The 18,810-nt window shown below is 58.5% G+C and carries 14 protein-coding genes and 1 tRNA gene; 9 read left to right on the forward strand and 6 right to left on the reverse strand.

Annotated elements, in window-relative coordinates:
- Positions 1-376 precede the first annotated feature (376 nt).
- From ACTZWY_RS06895 to ACTZWY_RS06915, 5 genes are all read left to right on the forward strand, one after another.
- Entirely contained in the window at positions 377-2,641 is a 2,265-nt protein-coding gene (locus tag ACTZWY_RS06895; RefSeq protein WP_444789960.1) for a response regulator, read from the forward strand.
- Positions 2,642-2,772: 131 nt separating this feature from the next.
- Entirely contained in the window at positions 2,773-3,282 is a 510-nt protein-coding gene (locus ACTZWY_RS06900; RefSeq protein ID WP_444789961.1) for a hypothetical protein, read from the forward strand.
- On the forward strand, positions 3,279-5,495 hold the full coding sequence (locus ACTZWY_RS06905; RefSeq protein ID WP_444789962.1) for an ATP-binding protein: 2,217 nt from the start codon (positions 3,279-3,281) through the stop codon (positions 5,493-5,495). The genes ACTZWY_RS06900 and ACTZWY_RS06905 overlap by 4 nt, the downstream gene beginning before the upstream one ends.
- Positions 5,492-9,220, forward strand: coding sequence for a PAS domain-containing protein (locus ACTZWY_RS06910; RefSeq protein ID WP_444789963.1), 3,729 nt, complete (start codon positions 5,492-5,494; stop codon positions 9,218-9,220). The genes ACTZWY_RS06905 and ACTZWY_RS06910 overlap by 4 nt, the downstream gene beginning before the upstream one ends.
- 92 nt (positions 9,221-9,312) lie before the next feature.
- A complete protein-coding gene (locus tag ACTZWY_RS06915; RefSeq protein ID WP_444789964.1) occupies positions 9,313-9,924 on the forward strand; it encodes a response regulator transcription factor in 612 nt (203 codons plus the stop codon).
- A 203-nt stretch (positions 9,925-10,127) separates the two neighbouring features.
- Here the strand turns inward: ACTZWY_RS06915 and ACTZWY_RS06920 are convergent, their stop codons facing one another.
- The 5 genes from ACTZWY_RS06920 to ACTZWY_RS06940 form a co-directional block, all read right to left on the reverse strand.
- The gene (locus tag ACTZWY_RS06920) at positions 10,128-10,841 is read right to left on the reverse strand and encodes a response regulator transcription factor (protein ID WP_444789965.1); all 714 of its coding nucleotides are present in this window, start codon (positions 10,839-10,841) and stop codon (positions 10,128-10,130) included.
- 442 nt (positions 10,842-11,283) lie between these two features.
- Complete coding sequence (locus ACTZWY_RS06925) at positions 11,284-11,538, reverse strand: PepSY domain-containing protein (RefSeq protein WP_444789966.1); 255 nt, start codon at positions 11,536-11,538, stop codon at positions 11,284-11,286.
- 126 nt (positions 11,539-11,664) lie between these two features.
- The gene (locus ACTZWY_RS06930; protein WP_444789967.1) at positions 11,665-12,702 is read right to left on the reverse strand and encodes an aldose epimerase family protein; all 1,038 of its coding nucleotides are present in this window, start codon (positions 12,700-12,702) and stop codon (positions 11,665-11,667) included.
- A gap of 197 nt (positions 12,703-12,899) precedes the next feature.
- A complete protein-coding gene (gene chrA, locus ACTZWY_RS06935) occupies positions 12,900-14,099 on the reverse strand; it encodes a chromate efflux transporter (protein WP_444789968.1) in 1,200 nt (399 codons plus the stop codon).
- 209 nt (positions 14,100-14,308) lie between these two features.
- A tRNA-Pro gene (locus ACTZWY_RS06940) sits at positions 14,309-14,385 on the reverse strand.
- 152 nt (positions 14,386-14,537) lie between these two features.
- Between ACTZWY_RS06940 and rnd the strand changes: the two genes are divergently transcribed.
- Positions 14,538-15,704 (forward strand): ribonuclease D, encoded by a 1,167-nt coding sequence (gene rnd, locus ACTZWY_RS06945; protein ID WP_444789969.1) that lies wholly within the window; start codon positions 14,538-14,540, stop codon positions 15,702-15,704.
- A 43-nt stretch (positions 15,705-15,747) separates the two neighbouring features.
- On the opposite strand, the gene ACTZWY_RS06950 is transcribed toward rnd, so the two are convergent.
- A complete protein-coding gene (locus ACTZWY_RS06950) occupies positions 15,748-16,218 on the reverse strand; it encodes a hypothetical protein (RefSeq protein WP_444789970.1) in 471 nt (156 codons plus the stop codon).
- A gap of 192 nt (positions 16,219-16,410) precedes the next feature.
- Here ACTZWY_RS06950 and ACTZWY_RS06955 point away from each other — a divergent pair, with 192 nt between their 5' ends.
- From ACTZWY_RS06955 to fabD, 3 genes are all read left to right on the forward strand, one after another.
- Positions 16,411-16,839: a SufE family protein gene (locus ACTZWY_RS06955; RefSeq protein ID WP_444789971.1), complete on the forward strand. Its 429-nt coding sequence runs from the start codon at positions 16,411-16,413 to the stop codon at positions 16,837-16,839.
- A complete protein-coding gene (locus ACTZWY_RS06960; RefSeq protein WP_444789972.1) occupies positions 16,839-17,657 on the forward strand; it encodes a sulfite exporter TauE/SafE family protein in 819 nt (272 codons plus the stop codon). The genes ACTZWY_RS06955 and ACTZWY_RS06960 overlap by 1 nt, the downstream gene beginning before the upstream one ends.
- Before the next feature lie 152 nt (positions 17,658-17,809).
- Positions 17,810-18,745: an ACP S-malonyltransferase gene (fabD, locus tag ACTZWY_RS06965; RefSeq protein WP_444789973.1), complete on the forward strand. Its 936-nt coding sequence runs from the start codon at positions 17,810-17,812 to the stop codon at positions 18,743-18,745.
- Positions 18,746-18,810: the final 65 nt, after the last annotated feature.

Genomic DNA, 18,810 nt, shown 5'->3' on the forward strand with positions numbered 1-18,810 from the left:
TAGGTTGCTCAAAAGTGGGAACCGGTTTTGAGCTTCTAGAACCCGCGAAATCAATAAGTTAGAGTATGTGGCGAGAATGCGAATGAACGCGACATACGCTAAGCGCAGTATGTGGTCTTTCAAAAGCAGGGGGTGCGCGTGGCGTGCCCCCTGTTTGCATTCCTGCGTGCTGCGCAGCAGCGCCCCCTTGGTTTTCGTATGAAACCCTGCGAGCACAAAGGGTTGGATTGCGCTGCGCGACTGCCAGCAAACCCGGCCACAGGCCACCAGGGCCGCGAACGGGGGCTGGTTTGTGTGGGTCTGGTGCAGTCCATAAATTACTTGTAAAGTTTTTCTGATTAGGGTCGGGGAAAGGTGTTTAGTCTCACGGATCAAGATGCGTATTGTCATTGTTGAAGATCATCCCATGATCCTGCAGGTGCTGACAGCCGCTCTTGCTGCGATTGCCGAGTATACTGTCGAAGGGCACAGTTCCGCTGCGGCCGGTATAGCGGCCTGTCGCAACGGGGCCGATCTGGCGATTTTTGATTATCGCCTGCCCGATATGACGGGCACAGATGCTGTCATGGCCCTGCGCAACGATGCGCTGACGCGGCATTTGCCCATCATCATGATCACCGGCGACAATGACGCGCGCACGCGGCTGGAAGCCATCAAGGCAGGCGCCACCGACTTTTTGCAAAAGCCTGTTAATATTGACGAATTTCGCCTGCGTGTGCGCAACCTTCTGGCGTTGCATGATGCACAGAAAACATCTGAGGAACGCGAAAAGCTGTTGGAAACCGTTATTTCGGCAGCAGGTGCATGTATTGCGGTTGCCGATGCGCGCAGTCCCGAAACACCGATTCTGTTCGCCAGTGATGCATTGGCAAAATTCACCGGGCGCCACAGCCATGACCTTATTGGCAAGGACCCGCTGCAGTTCCTGCAAGAAGATACGGGCTCCCCGGTGCTGCGCGATATTGAAGCGGCCATTACGGCGCGCCAGTCTGGAAGTTGCAGTATCGAACTGAAACGGCCCGACGGGGCGCGGTCATGGACGCAGGTGACCTTGCGGCCTGTGCCGGATGCCGGCAAGCAGGCGCGCTTTTTGGTGATCACGTTAAGCGATATCTCGGATATGGTCGAAATTCGCGCCGCGCATGACAAGCTTGCCGCAAGGATGAGCGATATCGCGCGCATCAGTGGTGCGTGGTTTTTCGAAATTGATGCGACCTGCCGTTTGTCTTACGTCTCCGAGGCGATGGCGACCGCCCTTGGGGCCTCCGCGGATTTGGTTCAGGGAATACATGTTGATCGGCTTGGGGGCCGGTTTGCATCGCCTGCCCGCAAGGACCAGCCGCTAAGCACGCTTTTTGGCGCATCGTTTCATGCGGTTGAAAATGAATTGCTGACCTTCCGCCTGCGTGACGGCCAAGTGCGCGCAGTGCAGGTCAGTATTGTGCCGTTCAAAGATGCAGAAGGGCAGTTTGCGGGCTATCGTGGCTATGCTGGCGATGTCAGTGACATTGCACAGGCGCGCGACGCCGCTGCACGGGCCAGCCGGGCAAAATCAGCGTTTCTGGCCACAATGAGTCATGAAATGCGCACCCCCCTGACAGCCATTATGGGCATGTCGGAATTGTTGATGCGCGACTGCACCGATCCCGACCAGCACGTCAATCTGGGCATGATTACCGACGCCGCGATGAACCTGTCTGATGTGCTGGGGAACCTGCTGGATGTTGCGATCATGGAAAGCGGCACGCTTGGGTTGAACACTGCAGAGTTTGATCCAGTGTTGGCCTTGGACCGCGCAATGCGCATTCATCGTCAGGACGCGTTGGCCAAAGGGCTGTCATTTGACTGCCGCGTTGACGGGGCCGCGCGCGGGGTGCGGCTGGGCGATGGGGCGCGCGTGCGCCAGATAATCCATCATTTGCTATCCAATGCCGTCAAGTTCACGCCGCAGGGGTCGGTTTGCGTTGTTCTGGATTTGCACAGGGTTGACGCGCTGACGCTGACTGTGACGGATACCGGAATAGGCATGCGCCCCGAGGAACTGGAAGCAGCGTTTCAACCCTTCCTGCAGGCCGATGACGGCATTGCCCGCCGCTATGGCGGCAGTGGCCTGGGGCTAAGCATTGCGCGCTGGTTAAGCAACGCCATGAACGGCAGTTTGCAGCTGGACTCGCAGATCGGCAAAGGAAGCACGGCCACACTGACCCTGCCATTGCCGCAAACAGGCACCACCCACCCCGAAGAAGGGGACATCGACCTGAATGGGCACCATGTGCTTGTTGCCGATGACAACCGGGCCAACCGGAAAATTCTGGATGTGATCCTGCGCAAAATGGGGGCTGACGTGACATTATGCGCCGATGGTCAGGAAGCGATCGGCCTGTGGAAAACGCAACCCTTTGACCTGCTTTTGCTGGATATCAACATGCCGGAGGTTGCGGGAACAGATGTCATGCGCAATGTGCGAGAGGCCGAAGCACAGCGCGCCGCCCCCCCCGTGCCAGCCCTTGCTGTGACCGCGAATGCCATGCCCGATCAGGTGGCGCATTACCTGGAAGTCGGGTTTGACGGATGCGTGGGAAAACCGTTTACGCGCGCCGCCCTTACAACAGCCTTGCGGCATGTCCTTCATCACAGTTAGCGGGGCGCAACACAGCAAAAAATGAACCTGATTCAGTCGTGGTTAAGATTTTCATGCCACAGATCATGGAAATCTGTCATTGCGCAAGGACGCAAACAGGTTTTAGATATTATGGATACGAGGATAGGCAAATGACCGGATTTTTACGTTTTTTCATCCCTTTTGCGGTGGCTCTGTCGACAAGTGTTGCGACAGCCCAGCAACTGGATCAGCCGCAAGATACTGTTATTCTGAGTGTCTCTGGCGAAGTGTCGGTGACCAATGCCGATGGGGCCGCACAGTTCGATCTGGCCATGCTTGATGCGCTTGACCAGCATGTGACCGATGTTGAAACCCCGTGGCATGATGGCGCGCAGCAATTCAGTGGCCCGCGCATTATTGACCTGTTGAACGCCGTGGGCGCCACCGGGTCGGAGCTGCGCTTCGTGGCGATTAACGATTATGCCGCGAATATGCCTTGGGCAGATACCGAGTCTTTTGACGTGATTCTGGCGACACGGCAGAACGGAAATACAATGTCAGTGCGTGACAAGGGGCCGTTATTTGTGATCTATCCGTTCAACCAGAACCCCGAATTGCGCAACGAAGTGTATTACGGGCGCTCGGTCTGGCAGGTGAAAGAGATCCAGGTGCTTCCGTGAAATTCCCGCGACGCCATCGCGCAAGCTTCTGGCGAGATCGTGTTGGCGTCGTTTTCCTGAGTATTGTTGCGCTTCTTTCCGTGCTTGCCGCAGGGATGCTGTTTTCGCGTCTTCTGGACACAGAGCGAGAGATGGACTCCATTGTGCGTGAAGATGCGATGTGGGCCGTCTTTCAGTCAGACAGGCATTTGCGGGCGCTGGAAAACCTGGCTTTCGTAATTGTTGAGACAGGCGACCCAAAATATCATGATCGCTTCGTGCATAATTACGACATCCTGTATAGTCGTGTCAGCTTGCTTGGTGGCGGCACTTTTGTTCTGGACCTGAGCGGAGATGGCGACCTGTCCCGGCGTGTCAGCGAATTTAACAGCTACATTCGGGATATGGCGTCGCGCATCGATGCGCTGTCGCCGGCATCGCAGGACTATCTTCCCGCGATTTCGCTGATTGCCGATGAACTTCAGGATCTGGCGCAATTGTCAAATGACCTTGTTCTTGGGGCAAATTCTGCGATCAACGCCATGCGCGTGGAAGACCGAAGTTTGCGGCGCGAAATACAAGATCAGCTTGCGTTGCTGGCACTGGTTTTGATTGTCGCATTCCTGGGTATTTTTACATTGCTGATGACGCAGTTGCGGCGGATCGGCAAATCAAACCGGCATATGGCCCTGTTGCAGGAACGTAGCCGCAGGCAAGCCCTGCGCGCACAAGCCGCCAGCCGCGCGAAATCAGCGTTCCTTGCCACCATGAGCCATGAGATCCGCACACCTTTGAATGGAATTATCGGTTCGGCGGATCTGCTGTCGCTGGCTGCCATGCCCGCGCAACATACCCGACGCCTGGACACGATCCGGGCGTCGGCTGCGCTGTTGCGTGACCTTATCGATGGCATACTGGATTTCTCCAAGCTGGAATCGGGTGCTTCAGATGGGCGCGTGGCCGAACTGGACCTTGATGAGTTGGGCGACCTTATGACACGGGCCTTCGCGGATCAGGCGCAAGAGGCAGGCCTTAGCTTAACTGTGGACATGCCATCTGGCCGAATTGTGACCAATGACGCCCGCTTGCGGCAGGTCATGATAAACCTGATCGGCAATGCAATCAAATTCACGCCCAAAGGCTGCGTTCGCTTGCGGGGCATGTTGCAGGGCGACACAGTCTTGCGCATCGAGGTTGAAGATGACGGGATCGGCATTGCAGAAGAAGACATGCCGCGCCTGTTTCGGGAATTCAGCCAGTTGGATGGCTCGTTCTCGCGCAAATATGGCGGCAGCGGGCTGGGGCTGGCGATTTGCAAGCGCATTATCGACGGCATGAATGGCAGGATCGGGGTCCAAAGCAAGCTGGGCAAGGGAAGCTTGTTCTGGTTCGAAATACCCGTTCAAAAAAGCAGTTCAACGCAGGGGGAACAGCCCGAATTGGACGATGCCGTCGGCCCGTCGCGCCCCCCGAAAGTGCTTCATGTTCTTGTCGTGGAGGATAATGAAGTTAACTTGGATGTCATGAAGGGAATTCTTGCACATCTGGGACATCAGTGTTCCGAGGCGCGAAACGGCCAGGACGCAGTTGCCTTCTTGCAGAATTTCGTTCCCGATATTGTGCTGATGGACATGCAGATGCCTGTCATGGACGGCGTTGATGCGACGCGCCGCATTCGCGCGATGGGCCTGACTGTGCCTATTGTTGGCGTAACGGCGAATGCGTTTTCCGAGGATCGTGAAGCCTGCCTTGCCGCAGGAATGGACGCATTTGTGCCCAAGCCCGTGACAAGCGCTGTCCTTGAAAAGGTGCTGACGCAGTTTCCCGCCACTGGCCACACGTCCCCGCCAGCGCCCGTGGCACTGTTGCAGGACACACAGCCGCCGGTTGAGGAGGACGGAGAAGTTGAGAACCCCCAGCTGGATGACCTTGTTGCCGCGTTGGGTGCGGAACTGGTGGCGTCGCTGGTGGATCGGTTTGAAGCCGATATTGCCACTTTGGAAGCTGACCTTGGCGCGGCCATCACGTCCGGCGATACGACAGCGCAGGACAATGTGCTGCACACGTTCAAGGGTGCGGCCCTGACGCTGGGGATGATGGCATCGGGTGCATTCGCGCAGGAGATGCGCGCCAGACTGCCCTTGGCCACCTCAGAGCTGGAGGTGCTGTCGTCGTTGGCCCATCAGGATGTCGCGCGGACACGCCATGTGCTGAATCGCCCAGAGGTTGCATGAGCGCGCGTGAATCGCATAACTGGCTGAAGGCCATCTCTGATTTCTTGCAGCTGGTCCGCGCCGAGAACGGCGACGACATGCGCAGTATTGGCGAACTTCTGGCGCAGTTGGGCAGCGCGATCGACGCACAATGTTGCGCTTTGCTCAGTTTGCAAGATGAAAATGTCATTTGCATAGCGACCTCTGAAGCAGGGTGTCTGCCCGATCTTGCGGGTTTGGACGGGTCAATGCTTTGGGCGGGGGCGGCGGCGCCTGACGGTATTTTCCCTTTCAGCATTCGTGGCATTCAAGACGCTGTGAAACCGCTTGCGCTGGTGGTGTGCAAAACTGCCCCCTGTGCCTTGGATGACGAAGATGTGGCGAAAGTGCAAGATGTGGTGGCGCTGCTGGACATGACTTGCGCGCGACAGGCAGAGATGCGGCGCAGCAAGGTGTTGTCATCGCTGAAGGATGCGGCGGTGCTGGATAATCTGGCGGTGCAATCGTGGGATACTGGCGCCCGCGACCAGCTGGGGGCCGCGTTGCATAAACTGACACAGGCACAGGCGCTAAGCGTTGAACTGATTGACGACCTGCTGGCCGCAACGCCCGAACATCTTGACAGTGTGATTGACACCGCCTTGATGCGGATGGGGCAGTTTTGCGGCTGTGACCGGACATATGTATTTCAGGAAACCGGTGTGAACCTGATTTCCAATATATATGAATGGTGTGCCGAGGGGATAGAGCCTGTTAAAGACTTGCTGCAGGATGTGCCCGCCGAGGTGGCGGACCCATGGTGGCAGGGGTTCCGCACCGATGGGCATGTCTATATCCCGGATATCCTGGCCCTGCCAGAGGGGGCGGCGCTGCGCCAGACCTTGGAGGAACAAGGAATCAAATCGCTTCTGGCGGTTCCATTACAGCATCAGGGGCGGGTTGTCGGCTTTGTGGGCTATGATGCCGTGCGCCAGAAGCGGTCCTTCCTGTTGGGGGAGATTCACCTTATCAAATCGGTCGCAAATATGATTGCGACACTGCTGATACGGCGCAAAACGGATACTGAGGTCGAGGAGGCGCGCCGCCAAAAAGAGGTGGAGCGCGAGAAACTGCGCGCGACGCTAAGTGTTTTGCCTGACGTTTTGCTGGAATTCGATCAGAATTTGCGGGTTACCGGGTTTCATGTCAATAACCGAATGAACCTGCCTATTACGCTCGACAGTCTTGTGGGCAGCCCCCTGCAAGCCTATTTCCCCGCACATGTCGGCGCCTTGGCCGAGCAAATACGCAAGGATCTTGAAACAGCGGACCTTGCCACCGGCTATCAGTGTTCACTGGAGATGGGGGGCAAGCAATACTGGTATTCAGTATCCGCGGCCCGCCGACCGCCCGATGTTAAGGGCAAAAACGGCGGATATATTGCCGTGGTCCGCGATATTACGGAATCGCATCTGCAACGCATCGAGATTGAACGCTTGGGCCAGATTGCGATGAACAGCACCAATTTGATCATCATCACAGATGCGCAGGGGCTGATTGAATGGGTCAATCCTGCATTTGAGCGGCGGACAGGCTATGGGTTGCACGAAATATTGGGCCGCAAACCCGGTGAATTCCTGCAATCCCCGTTAACTGACCGCAACACAATTGCGAAGATCCGCAAGGCAATTGCGGCAGAATGCGCGATTACCTGCGAAATTCTGAACAGGACAAAATCAGGCGAACTTTATTGGATTGAAATTGCGATACAGCCAATCTTTGGCGAGTCGGGTGATTTGACGGGGTTCATGTCCGTCCAGACCGACCTGACCGAACACCGCATTCATGCGCGCAATCTGGAACTGGCCCTGAAGGCCGAACAAGCCGCCCGCGCACAGCTGCGCAGTGCAGTCAGCATCATGCAAGATGCGTTTATTCAATATGACGCCGATCAGAAAATGGTGCTATGCAATGACAGGTATCGTGACCTGTTTTCCGAACTGCGCCCGGTGCTTGTCCCCGGCAACAGTCTGTCCGAGATACTGGCCGCCGGGGTTGAATGTGGCTGCTTTGCGCAAGATGTCGCGGACCCGCAAGCGTGGATTTCCGCACAATTGCAGGGCTTTCACCTGAAATACACGGAATCCAATGTGCAAAACCGCGCCGGGCGCTGGTATCGTCAAATTCAGCAACCTACCCCTGATGGGGGGCGTATTGCTATTTTGTCCGACATCACGGACCTGAAGGATGCCGAACAACGCGCCCTGTCCGACCGCGCCCGCGCGATGGATGCATCGCGCGACGGTATTGCGCTACTTACAGAGGATGGCATTGTGACCTATGCCAACGGTGCCGCGGCGCAGATTTTTCAGCAATCGGCACCCGATCTGGTTTTGGGCCATTTCTGGCGCGACATGATTCAGGGCAAACCCGGCGAACCGCTGGACAAAGTGGCAATTCCCGCCTTCGCCCGGCAGGGGTTTTGGAAAGGTCAGGCGCTTGCCAAACGGCAGGACGGCACCTTGTGCGATGTGGAAATTTCGGCCACGCGCAGCAGCGATGGCGGCATCTTGTGCATCTTGCAAGACATTACGGAAAAACTGCATATCGAGGCCGAGCAGGAACGCTTGCGCGAGGAACTGGCCCTTGCGCGCCGCCGCGAGGAGGTTGGACAGATCGCGGCGGGATTGACGCATGATTTCAACAATCTTCTGGCGGCCATTTCAGGGGCGGCCAGCCTGATTGAGGAAACCGGCGCAGGTGACAGCAGGGCGCTTGCGGAAAACATCGGCTCTGCGGTGGAACAGGCTTCGGGCTTGGTGCGCCGGATGATGGCACTTGGCAAGAAGAAGCTGGAAAAGGACCTTGTTGATTTGTCCATTCCAGTGCGCGATGCAGTTGACTTGGTGCGTGCTGGGTTGCGCCCGCCGGTTCAGTTGCAATTGTCCCTGCCGCCCCGTCCGGTAATGTGTCTGGCCGATCAGACAGCCGTGATGCAAACTGTTCTGAACTTGTGCATCAACGCGCGCGATGCTGTGGCCAGTCAGGATGCGCAAGACCCCCCCGGCCTGATCACCGTGTGCATCAGCGACCCCGAACCCGGGGACGCCGGCAGGGTGTTTGACATTGGCGGCTGGCAGGACAGGTTGGAGTATGTCAGGATTACAGTGTCTGACAACGGGCCGGGCATGGATGCCAAAACGCGGGAAAATATCTTCACGCCCTATTTCTCGACCAAGGGGGAACGCGGCACAGGGCTGGGTTTGCCCATTGTGGTTGGGGCCGTGCGCGACCATGGCGGGGCATTGGCCGTTGAAACCGCGCCGGGGCAGGGGACTGTCTTTACAATCTTGTGGCCGCTTGCCAAACCAGATGACCTGCGCGAACCCATTGCGAAAAGGGGGCATCTGCATGGTTTCTCGTTTCTTGTTGTCGGCACGGACCCCCCGAACCTGCGCGAATTGACCGGACTTCTGGAACGTGCGGGCGGGCTGGCCGTGCCCTGCGACAGGGCGGAAGACGCAGAGGAATTTCTGACTGCAGAATTGGATGGCTGGGATATGGTCTTGCTGGACAGTGCGATGGGGCATTGCGCGATGGACAAGGTTATCGCAGTTGCACGACGGGTCCGCGCCGACCTGCCGGTTGTTGTGCTGCGTGCCCATCCTGAGGCAGCGGATGAAATTTCCAATGCAAGCCTTGTTTTGGACATGCCGCGAAATAAGTCGGAGATAACGTTGGATATTTTGCATTTGTTGAAGAAATAGACAATGCTGATACGGAAATCGATATGTGCGGGCAGTGCGTCATGGCGCAGGAACGCCGTCTACCGGTTAAAATGGCATTGCTTGGGGGTGGTATGCGTATTCTGATTGCCGATGATCATGACTTGTTGCGTGATACGCTGGTTATGTTCCTGTCCAGCGCAGGGGATATGACCGTGGACGGTGCAAACAGCTATGCCCAAGCGCTGGATATGATGGAGAAGGTGGACCCCTACGACCTGCTGCTTCTGGACTACCGCATGCCGGGAATGAACGGGCTGACCGGACTGAAGGACGCATTGGAACACAAGCGCGCGAAGCATGTTGCGCTGATGTCCGGCGATGCGCCAAGGGCCGTCATTGAAGAGGCCCTGAATGCCGGTGCGTCCGGATTCGTCCCCAAAACGCTGCCTGCAAAATCCTTGCGCAATGCGGTGGCGTTCATGTTGATGGGCGAAACATATATGCCCGCCGGTTTCCTGCAGGATGTCGAAGGCCGCGCCGATCCGGTGTTGCGCGATCTTAGCCGCCGGGAGGCACAGGTTCTGCGGGGGTTGTGTGATGGCAAGTCAAACAAGGAAATAGGGCAGGATCTGTCAATTTCCGAAGCAACGGTGAAGTTGCATGTCAAGACGATTTACCGCCATCTTGGTGTTGCCAACAGAACGCAGGCGGCCATGATCGCGCGTGATCTTGGGTTCAGTTGAACGCTTGCAGCCGCAAACAGGGATCTGTCCGCATCGACCAGTCGCGCATTTTTGGTGAAATAACCACCCCACGCAGATGTGTCAGCGCGCGCCGCAGAACCGCGACACGCGCCTGAGTTATGTTGGCAATCCTCTTGGCCGCAAGGCCCATGGCCGAAACCTGAAGCGGTTTTGAAGCGCCAGCCGGGGAAACAAGGTGTCGTTTACGCAGACAATGCATAATCATCCTGCACCGAGGTGTCGGAAGGGTCCTTCATCATATAGCCGCGCCCCCAGACTGTCTGGATGGGGCAATTTCCGTCCAGCGCATCGCACAGTTTTTTGCGCAGCTTGCAGATAAACACGTCAATGATCTTGATGCTGGGTTCGTCAACGCCGCCGTAAAGCTGGCTCATCAGCATGTCCTTGCTTAGGGTTCTGCCTTTGCGCAGGGCCAGTGTCTCAAGGATGTCATATTCCTTGCTGGTCAGCGTCAGAAGCTTGCCTTGGGCGGATGCGGTGCGCGCATCCAGATCGATGACCAGATCGCCAATGGTGACCTTGGTGTTGATATGCCCGTTTGTGCGGCGCACCACGGCCAGAATTCTGGCGCTAAGTTCGTCAATTTTGAACGGCTTGGTGATATAATCGTCAGCGCCTGCGCCAAGCGCGGCAACCTTCGTGGAAATTTCCAGGTCGCCCGACAAAATCAAGATCGGATAGGTCAACCCCTTGCGACGGGCTTCTCGCAGGATATCCAGCCCGGATTCCTGTTTCAGGCGCAGGTCCAGAAGCACTGCATCAAAAGGATAAAGCGTCATCATTTCCAACGCCGATCGGCCGTCAGATACGATTGTTGCGTTGAATTTCTTTTGCCCCAACAATGCAGCAATCGTCTGGGCCATCAATCCGTCGTCTTCTACGATAAGGACTTTCACGTTAAATCTCCGTTCAGCGGTTCATCTTCTCTTAACTGTGCCGCATTGTTCAAATTTTCTCAAAAGGAAAGGCGGATAAAAAATGTGTTGAAACTGTGGCGCATGTATCCGTTTGACCCACCACTTACCCGAAAGGATAGGCATTTGGGGCAAGATGATGATATGCCTCATAATTAAGGCGGAATTGCGCCTTTTTTCGACCAGTTTTATGCCATATTCAGGCCACAATTGGGCGTGACTTCAGAAATCAATAATGAGAAACGAATCAATATAACGTGACAAAACTGCCTTGCGGATAGGGCGCAACTGTGACGTCGGGCCGTGCAAAACATGGCAGCTTGCGGCCATTGTTGTGAACAACACTTGCGCCACGCACGGCACCGGTGCCACAGAACACCTGCACGCCGCGCGCATGTTCAGGCCCCAAAGGGGCAGCGCGTGATCAATCCTCGCGCAATGCGCCGGTCACAGGGTCAATTTTCAGGTCGATTTTACTGCCGTCGCGGGCGTAAAGTTCCACCTCCCAATATCCGTCATCATCCCATTCGATTTCATCAATCCACGCAATGTCAAAACGGTGTTCCAGTTCGGTCACGATTTCTGACAAGGGCAGTGCTTGGGCAGGGGGCTGGCGGTCCGCCAGTGCGGGGGCCGCGCTTACTGCAAGGGCGACGGGGAAAATATATCGAAATTTCATGCATCATTCCTGTCTTGTACCGTAAAGCAGGTATGAATAGCGGGTGGTTTTTCAAGCACCCGCGCTGTTCACAGTTGCGCGCGCGCGACTTTCCGCGCGCCTGTGGGCAGGTCCGCGTCAGGCCCCTTAACCCGCCGCCAAATCAGGCACCAAAGTTTGTGCATCATGAAAGATATAGCGCGTGGTTTGCTGATATTGGTCATGGGGCCGCAATATTGCCAAGGGGAAGCGTGGCTGGTTGGGGCTGTCCGGCCATGCCTGCGCTTCCAGCGCAACACCGGCGAACCGCCCATAACGGCGCTGCCCCAGCCCGGTCAGGCCAGTGACAGGAAATTGTGACGCTGTATAGACCTGAAGGCCGGGTTCTGTGCTGTCCATGCGCATGGACAGTCCGGTGGCCCTGCTGCGCAGCAAGGCCACGGGGCGCAGAGGCGCTTTCGTCATGGACAGGCAAAAATTGTGGTCCAGCGCCTGCCCCTTCAGGTCGCGCGCAGTGCGGTAGTCGAAGGCAGTGTTTGCGACAGGTTCGATTTTGCCTGTGGGGATCAGCGTGTCATCCACCGGCAAGTAATGATCAGCGCGAATTTGCAAGCTGTGCTGCGCAAGGCTGCCCGTGTCATCAAGAATGAAATACCCGTGATGGGCAAAGCTGCACGGGGTGGCCTTGTCGGTGGTGGCCTGAATGCATATCTGCAATGTGCCCGTGGCGGGCAGCGAGAGTGTGGCAACAACACGCAGGTTGCCGGGGAAGCCCATCTCGCCATCAGGCATATGAAGCTGAAGCGTCACACTATCGGTGCTGTGCGCGGTAATGTCCCAAAGCCGCTGGGAACTGCCCACAGGCCCGCCATGCAATGCGTGCCCACCCGCGCAATTTGGGCCAATCCGGTAGCGGTGCCCGTCAAGCTCGAATGTCGCGCCGGCAATTCGGTTGGCAAAACGTCCGACAATGGCCCCGAAGAACCGCATCTGGTCCAGATAGGGGGCGGCGGTATCGGCCCCAAGGACAAGCGGATGGTCGCTACCGGCCATGCGCAAATCCTGCACGATGGCGCCAAGGGTCAGCACCTGCGCCACCATGCCACCGCCGCGCAAGGTCACTTGTTCTATGACTTGGCCATCGGGCATTGTGCCAAAGGGGCGGCGCGCGCAGTCAGTCATCATAAGGTCCCGCCATGGGTGTTTCCTTGTCAGATAAATGTGAACATGACAGATACATATGCAAGTTCCGCAGCTCTGCCCCGCCGCCCTCGCCAATAGTTTGCAGGGGCGCTACGGATGGCGAAAAGCATAAGTCCCAAGCTTGAAGGTATCAATCAAGAAAGCGAAATTCTGCAATCGCTTCGGGCGGGGGCGGTCGACTATTGCACCAGCGCCAGTCCGACCCCGCCAAATGCAGCCATGACCACCACGGCCCAAGGCGGCGCTTTCCACACCATCAGCGCGATGAAACAGACAAGTGCCAGTGTGAAATCGCGCATGTCCCCAATGGCATTGGTGAAAACCGGCGTATATAAGGCCGCGCCCAATATGCCCACGACAGCGGCATTCGCGCCTTGCATCAGCGATTGCGCGCGCGCCATGGCGCGGAACCTGTCCCAAAACGGCATGACGCCGATCAACAGCAAAAAACCTGGCAAGAAGATCGCCCCAAGCGCGAGCGCCGCACCTGTCACACCGTTTGGCGCTGGCCCCAGAACGGCCCCCAGATAGGCCGCGAAGGTAAACAGCGGCCCCGGCACCGCCTGCGCCGCACCATATCCGGCAAGGAACGCATCGGGCGTGACCCAGCCGGGTTGCACAATTTCAGCCTGCAACAGAGGCAACACCACATGCCCGCCGCCAAATACCAGCGCGCCCGCGCGGTAGAAGGCGTCGATCACCGCCAACGCGTGGCTTTGGCTGGCAAGCAGCGGCAACAGCACAAGCCCGGCAAGGAACGTGGCCAGCGCGGCCATTGCCGCGCCGCGCGACACGGGCATCATGACATGGCCGCCAACAGGGGTGCCCGTTCCCCGCCCAAGTGCCAGCCCGCAAACCCCGCCCAGAACAATCGCCCCGACCATACCAACGGCCCCCGGCACGAAGGCCAGCACGCCCACAGCCCCCACGGCAATGGCCGCGCGTTCGCGGTCCGGGCACAGGGCCTTTGCCATGCCCCAGACCGCTTGCGCAATGATGGCGACTGCGACAATTTTCAACCCATGCAACGCACCCGTTCCCACTGGCCCCGCAATGCTGGCCGCACTTGTTGCAAAGACCAGCAGCACCAATGCCGAGGGCAGCGTGAAGGCCACAAACGCCGCCAGCGCCCCCAGCCAGCCTGCGCGCATCATACCAAGGGCGAAGCCCACCTGTGATGATGCCGGGCCGGGCAAGAACTGGCACAGCGCGACCAGATCGGCATAGGCGCGGTCATCCAGCCAGCGCCGCCGTGTGACCAGTTCGTCGCGGAAATAGCCCAGATGCGCGATGGGGCCGCCAAAACTGGTCAGACCCAGTTTGAAGAAGGCGGCAAAAACCTCTTTGGGGGTGCCTTGTGGGGGGCCTTTGGGGGTCATGGGGGGAATGTCCGCCAAGTTGGGGCATGAGACCCGGCGCATGCGGTCCTGTGTGCGGGCGTGGCCCGTGTGGGTTTAGAACGCTACTGGATAAACCATGCTTTGCAGGCCGCGTCAACGCAGCGGCGCGGGGTTGTGCTGGACCTTTAGGCAGCTTGTGATGCGACAATCACGCATGCAGTCATTCTTGCCCTGTTGTGCCGGGCTATTGGTCGGAGTGAGAGGATTCGAACCTCCGGCCCCTGCCTCCCGAAGACAGTGCTCTACCAAGCTGAGCTACACTCCGAACCGATAGGGCGGCATATACGACTGGTCAGCGCTTTTGGCAAGAGGGGGGCGCGCGGGAAAGTGGCTGCATTTGCGGGCGTGCCCAAGGGCTTTCCAAGGCACAGGTTTTTGCCTATGAAAGGGTTTGAAAACATTAGATGCGACAGGCATATGCAGCTTATCACAACGACGACGGCGCTTGCCGAATTCTGCGCAGCCGCGCGTTTGGCCCCCTATGTAACGGTCGATACCGAGTTTCTGCGAGAGCGCACCTATTATGCACAGCTGTGTCTGTTGCAAATGGCGCTGCCGGGGGCCGATGGTCCGACATCCGGCCCCGCCGTTTTGGTGGACCCTTTGGCGCAGGGCCTGTCGCTGGAACCGTTTTACGAGTTGCTGCGCGATGAAAGCACCATCAAGGTGTTGCATGCGGCGCGGCAGGACCTTGAGATATTCTATGTGGACGGGGGCGTGCTGCCCAAACCGTTGTTTGACACGCAGGTGGCGGCAATGGTGTGTGGGTTCGGGGATCAGGCAGGGTATGAAACGCTGGTGCGCAAGCTGGCAAAAGCGCAGGTCGACAAGACCTCGCGCTTCACCGACTGGTCGCGCCGCCCGCTTTCGGATGCGCAATTGAAATACGCGCTTGCCGATGTCACCCATCTGCGCGTGGTCTATGAGAAGCTGGCGGCCAAATTGCAGGCGACTGGCCGCGCCCCATGGGTGGCAGAAGAATTACAAACCCTGTCAGACCCTGAAACCTATATCCAGCGCCCGCAAGAGGCATGGATGCGTGTGCGCACCCGCAACGATTCCGGTCGGTTTCTGGCAATTGTGCGCGAATTGGCCAGTTTCCGCGAATCCTATGCGCAGGGGCGCAATGTTCCGCGGTCGCGTGTGTTCAAGGATGATGCGCTTTTGGAACTGGCCTCTGTCAAGCCTGCGGGGCCTGATGACCTTGGGCGCACGCGGCTGTTGCTGCGCGAGGCGCGCAAGGGTGATATTGCCAAGGGCATTCTGGAGGCCGTCGCACGGGGCATGGCCTGTGCGCCCGAAGATATGCCCAAGGCCCCCGCCATGCGCGAGAATATGCAAGTGAACCCCGCGCTGGCTGATTTGCTGCGCGTCTTGCTGAAGGCCAAGGCCGACAGCACGGATGTGGCGGCAAAACTTATTGCCTCGGCCTCTGATCTGGATGCGCTGGCTGCAGGGTTTCGGGATATCCCGGCGCTGGCAGGGTGGCGCGCGGAAGTGTTTGGCACAGCGGCGCTGCGCTTGTGCAATGGGGATGTCGGGCTGGTTGTCAAAGGCGACAAGGTCGAGGTATTCGACCTTTAGTGCATGTTGCTCAAAATCAGTTCCCGGTTTTGAGCAACATGGTTTAGCGCCTGATCTCGCGCTGGTTCTGGGCGCCGCGCACAACGATGCGCTGCACACCTTCCAGACGGCGGTTGGAAATCTTCACGCCTGCGGTGACGGTGCGTGATGCATCTGTGCCTGCCACGCGGGTGGCGGACATGGGGCTTGCCAGAACGAATTCATAGATCAAGGCACCGTTGACAGGGCGTTCGTCATTGATGGCGCGCAATTCGGCGTCCCACCACCCTTGGGTTGCAGTCATCCCCGTGGCATGCACCACTGCCCCTTCCGGCGTGCGCAGAACTTCCAGTTCGGTGACTGCAGGCACAAGTGCGCGCCGGTCCACCGTTCCGCCCCATCCGGTCGCGGGAACAAGGGTTTCTGTGGATTGACCACCGAACCAGTTGCGCGGGTTCAGCCGCGATTCGCGCATAGTTCCGCATGCTGACAGGGCCAGTACCAAAACAAGCGACGCGATAAGAGGCTTTTTCATGACTGTCCTTTTCACATAACTGTGCTGCGCAGGGCTTGTTTACGGGTTAGCCTAATTCCTGCGCGTTGAAAAGTGCCCGTGATGCGATGCGGCGCGCAGGGCAGGGGGGCGGGCCAAATATCTGGCGTATCGGGCTGGACCTTGGCACGCTTGCGCCTTAGGTCTGGGGCAGTCCCAGACAAGAGGCCATGCATGGCGAACCCGGCTTTCGAAGATATTGCGGAAACATTCGATTTTCTGGACGAGTGGGAAGACCGCTATCGCCATGTGATCGAGCTTGGCCGTGCGATGCCGCCCCTTGACGATGCGCTGAAAACCCCTGCAACCCGTGTGGAAGGATGCGCAAGCCAGGTCTGGATTCAGCCGGTGGTGGACGGCGACGGGCCGGATGCGCGGTTCGATTTCATGGGCGACAGTGACGCCATGATCGTGCGCGGCCTGATTGCGGTGTTGCACGCGCTCTATGCAGGCCAGACGGTGGGGGATGTGCTGAAAATCGATGCGCAGGCCGAACTTGCCCGGTTGGGGCTGGATGAACACTTGTCATCGCAACGCTCCAACGGGGTGCGCGCGATGGTCGGGCGCATTCGCGCGGTCGCCACGGAAGTGGCGGGCGGATGATGGCCGATCCTGTTTTGCTGGCGCAGCTGACTGCGCTGCTGGTTGTGATTGGCGCCTTTGCCGGTGTGGTTGCGGGCTTGCTGGGCGTGGGGGGCGGTATCGTTCTGGTGCCTGCGTTTTTCTACTTGTTCACCGCGCTGGGCTATGGGGGCGCACAGGTGATGCAAGTGTGTCTGGCGACATCACTTGCAACGATCATTGTGACCTCGGCGCGGTCGGTGCAAAGCCATAACAAACGTGGCGCTGTGGAATGGCCCATTTTGCGCGGCTGGGCGCTGGGCATTGGTATTGGTGCGGTTATCGGCGTTTTGACGGCCGCGATGCTGCGGTCGGTGGTGTTGCAGGGCATTTTCGGTATTCTTGGGGTGCTGATCGGGTTGTGGCTGGCCTTCGGGCGGGCGGATTTCAAACTGGCGGACACATTGCCACAGGGGCCGTTGAAAGCGGTGCTGTCCAGCGCCATCGGGTTTTTGTCAGTGCTGATGGGCATTGGCGGCGGTTCATTCGGGGTGCCGTTGATGACACTCTACGGGGTGCCCATTCACCGCGCTGTGGCCACGGCTGCGGGGTTTGGCATGCTGATTGCCGTGCCGTCAGTGCTGTCATTTCTGTTTGTGCCAATCGCGGATGCACCGCCCCTGACCATTGGCGCGGTCAACTTGCCGGCCTTCACCATTGTCGTGATCATGACGACAATGACCGCCCCCCTGGGCGCGCGGCTTGCCCATGCGATGGACCCCAAACCGTTGAAACGGGTTTTTGCGGTATTTATCATCCTGATGGCGCTGAACATGCTGCGCAAGGCGTTGGGCTGGTAAGAAACGCAAGCGCGGGGGGCTGTCTGCCCCCCATCGCGGCCCTGTGCGGGCCGCGCCCCCCGAGAGTATTTCCGGCAAGATGAATATGCCCCCGCTTGCGCAACAGGCGTGATTGCGGCATGTCTGGCACATAAGTGACCAAGGAGAGTTTGATGAGCCGCGCATTCGTTTTTCCGGGGCAGGGTGCCCAGACCATTGGCATGGGCCAGTCGCTGGCGGCTGCCTATCCGGCCGCGATGGCCGTGTTTGAGGAAGTGGATGAGGCGCTGGGCGAAAAGCTGTCCAGCCTGATCTGGGAGGGGGATAGTGCCGAGCTGACCCTGACTGCGAACGCCCAACCTGCGCTGATGGCCACATCGCTTGCAGCATTGCGCGCGATGGAGGCGGAAGGGGTTGCCATGACCGATGCGGCCTTTGTGGCGGGGCATTCGCTGGGGGAATATTCCGCACTTGCTGCCAGCGGGGCGTTGACCATTGCTGATGCGGCCCGTTTGTTGCGCATTCGCGGGCAAGCCATGCAGGCGGCGGTTCCGGTGGGCGAAGGGGCGATGGCGGCCCTTCTGGGGCTGGATTTTGCCGCTGTTGCAGATGTGGCCGCGCAAGCTGCGCAGGGGCAGGTTTGTCAGGCCGCCAATGACAATGACCCTGCACAGGTGGTTGTGTCGGGGCATAGGGCGGCTGTGGAACGTGCTGTTGAAATTGCCAAGGAGCGCGGCGCACGGCGCGCGATGTTGTTGCCGGTTTCCGCGCCGTTTCATTGCGCCTTGATGCAGCCCGCTGCTGAACGCATGGCGCAGGCGCTGGCTGACGTGAGGTTCAAGGCTCCTGCCGTGCCGCTGGTCGCCAATATCCGTGCAGAAGCGGTCAGCGACCCTGAGGAGATTCGCGCGCTGTTGATTGAACAGGTTACGGGGTCCGTGCGCTGGCGTGAATCGGTGGCGTGGATGGCCGCACAGGGCGTGACGGAGTTTTGGGAAATCGGGGCCGGCAAGGCGCTTTCGGGGATGATCAAGCGTATTGCGAAAGGCGCGCAGACGCGCAATTTTGGCACGGCTGAGGATGTGCGCGCACTTGCGGAGCCTCGCTGAGGGATTGGCGCAGGTCGCGTCGGTGCACTTCAACGCGACCTGTGCCATGCTTTTGCGCTGCTTTC

Source organism: Roseinatronobacter sp. NSM, assembly GCF_052379845.1.
Lineage (GTDB): Bacteria > Pseudomonadota > Alphaproteobacteria > Rhodobacterales > Rhodobacteraceae > Roseinatronobacter.

Coding starts and splice junctions, on each gene's coding strand:
- ACTZWY_RS06895 (WP_444789960.1), top strand. CDS start 377: ATGCGTATTGTCATTGTTGAAGATCATCCCATGATCCTGCAGGTGCTG.
- ACTZWY_RS06900 (WP_444789961.1), top strand. CDS start 2,773: ATGACCGGATTTTTACGTTTTTTCATCCCTTTTGCGGTGGCTCTGTCG.
- ACTZWY_RS06910 (WP_444789963.1), top strand. CDS start 5,492: ATGAGCGCGCGTGAATCGCATAACTGGCTGAAGGCCATCTCTGATTTC.
- ACTZWY_RS06915 (WP_444789964.1), top strand. CDS start 9,313: ATGCGTATTCTGATTGCCGATGATCATGACTTGTTGCGTGATACGCTG.
- ACTZWY_RS06925 (WP_444789966.1), bottom strand. CDS start 11,538: ATGAAATTTCGATATATTTTCCCCGTCGCCCTTGCAGTAAGCGCGGCC.
- ACTZWY_RS06930 (WP_444789967.1), bottom strand. CDS start 12,702: ATGATGACTGACTGCGCGCGCCGCCCCTTTGGCACAATGCCCGATGGC.
- chrA (WP_444789968.1), bottom strand. CDS start 14,099: ATGACCCCCAAAGGCCCCCCACAAGGCACCCCCAAAGAGGTTTTTGCC.
- rnd (WP_444789969.1), top strand. CDS start 14,538: ATGCAGCTTATCACAACGACGACGGCGCTTGCCGAATTCTGCGCAGCC.
- ACTZWY_RS06950 (WP_444789970.1), bottom strand. CDS start 16,218: ATGAAAAAGCCTCTTATCGCGTCGCTTGTTTTGGTACTGGCCCTGTCA.
- ACTZWY_RS06955 (WP_444789971.1), top strand. CDS start 16,411: ATGGCGAACCCGGCTTTCGAAGATATTGCGGAAACATTCGATTTTCTG.
- ACTZWY_RS06960 (WP_444789972.1), top strand. CDS start 16,839: ATGGCCGATCCTGTTTTGCTGGCGCAGCTGACTGCGCTGCTGGTTGTG.
- fabD (WP_444789973.1), top strand. CDS start 17,810: ATGAGCCGCGCATTCGTTTTTCCGGGGCAGGGTGCCCAGACCATTGGC.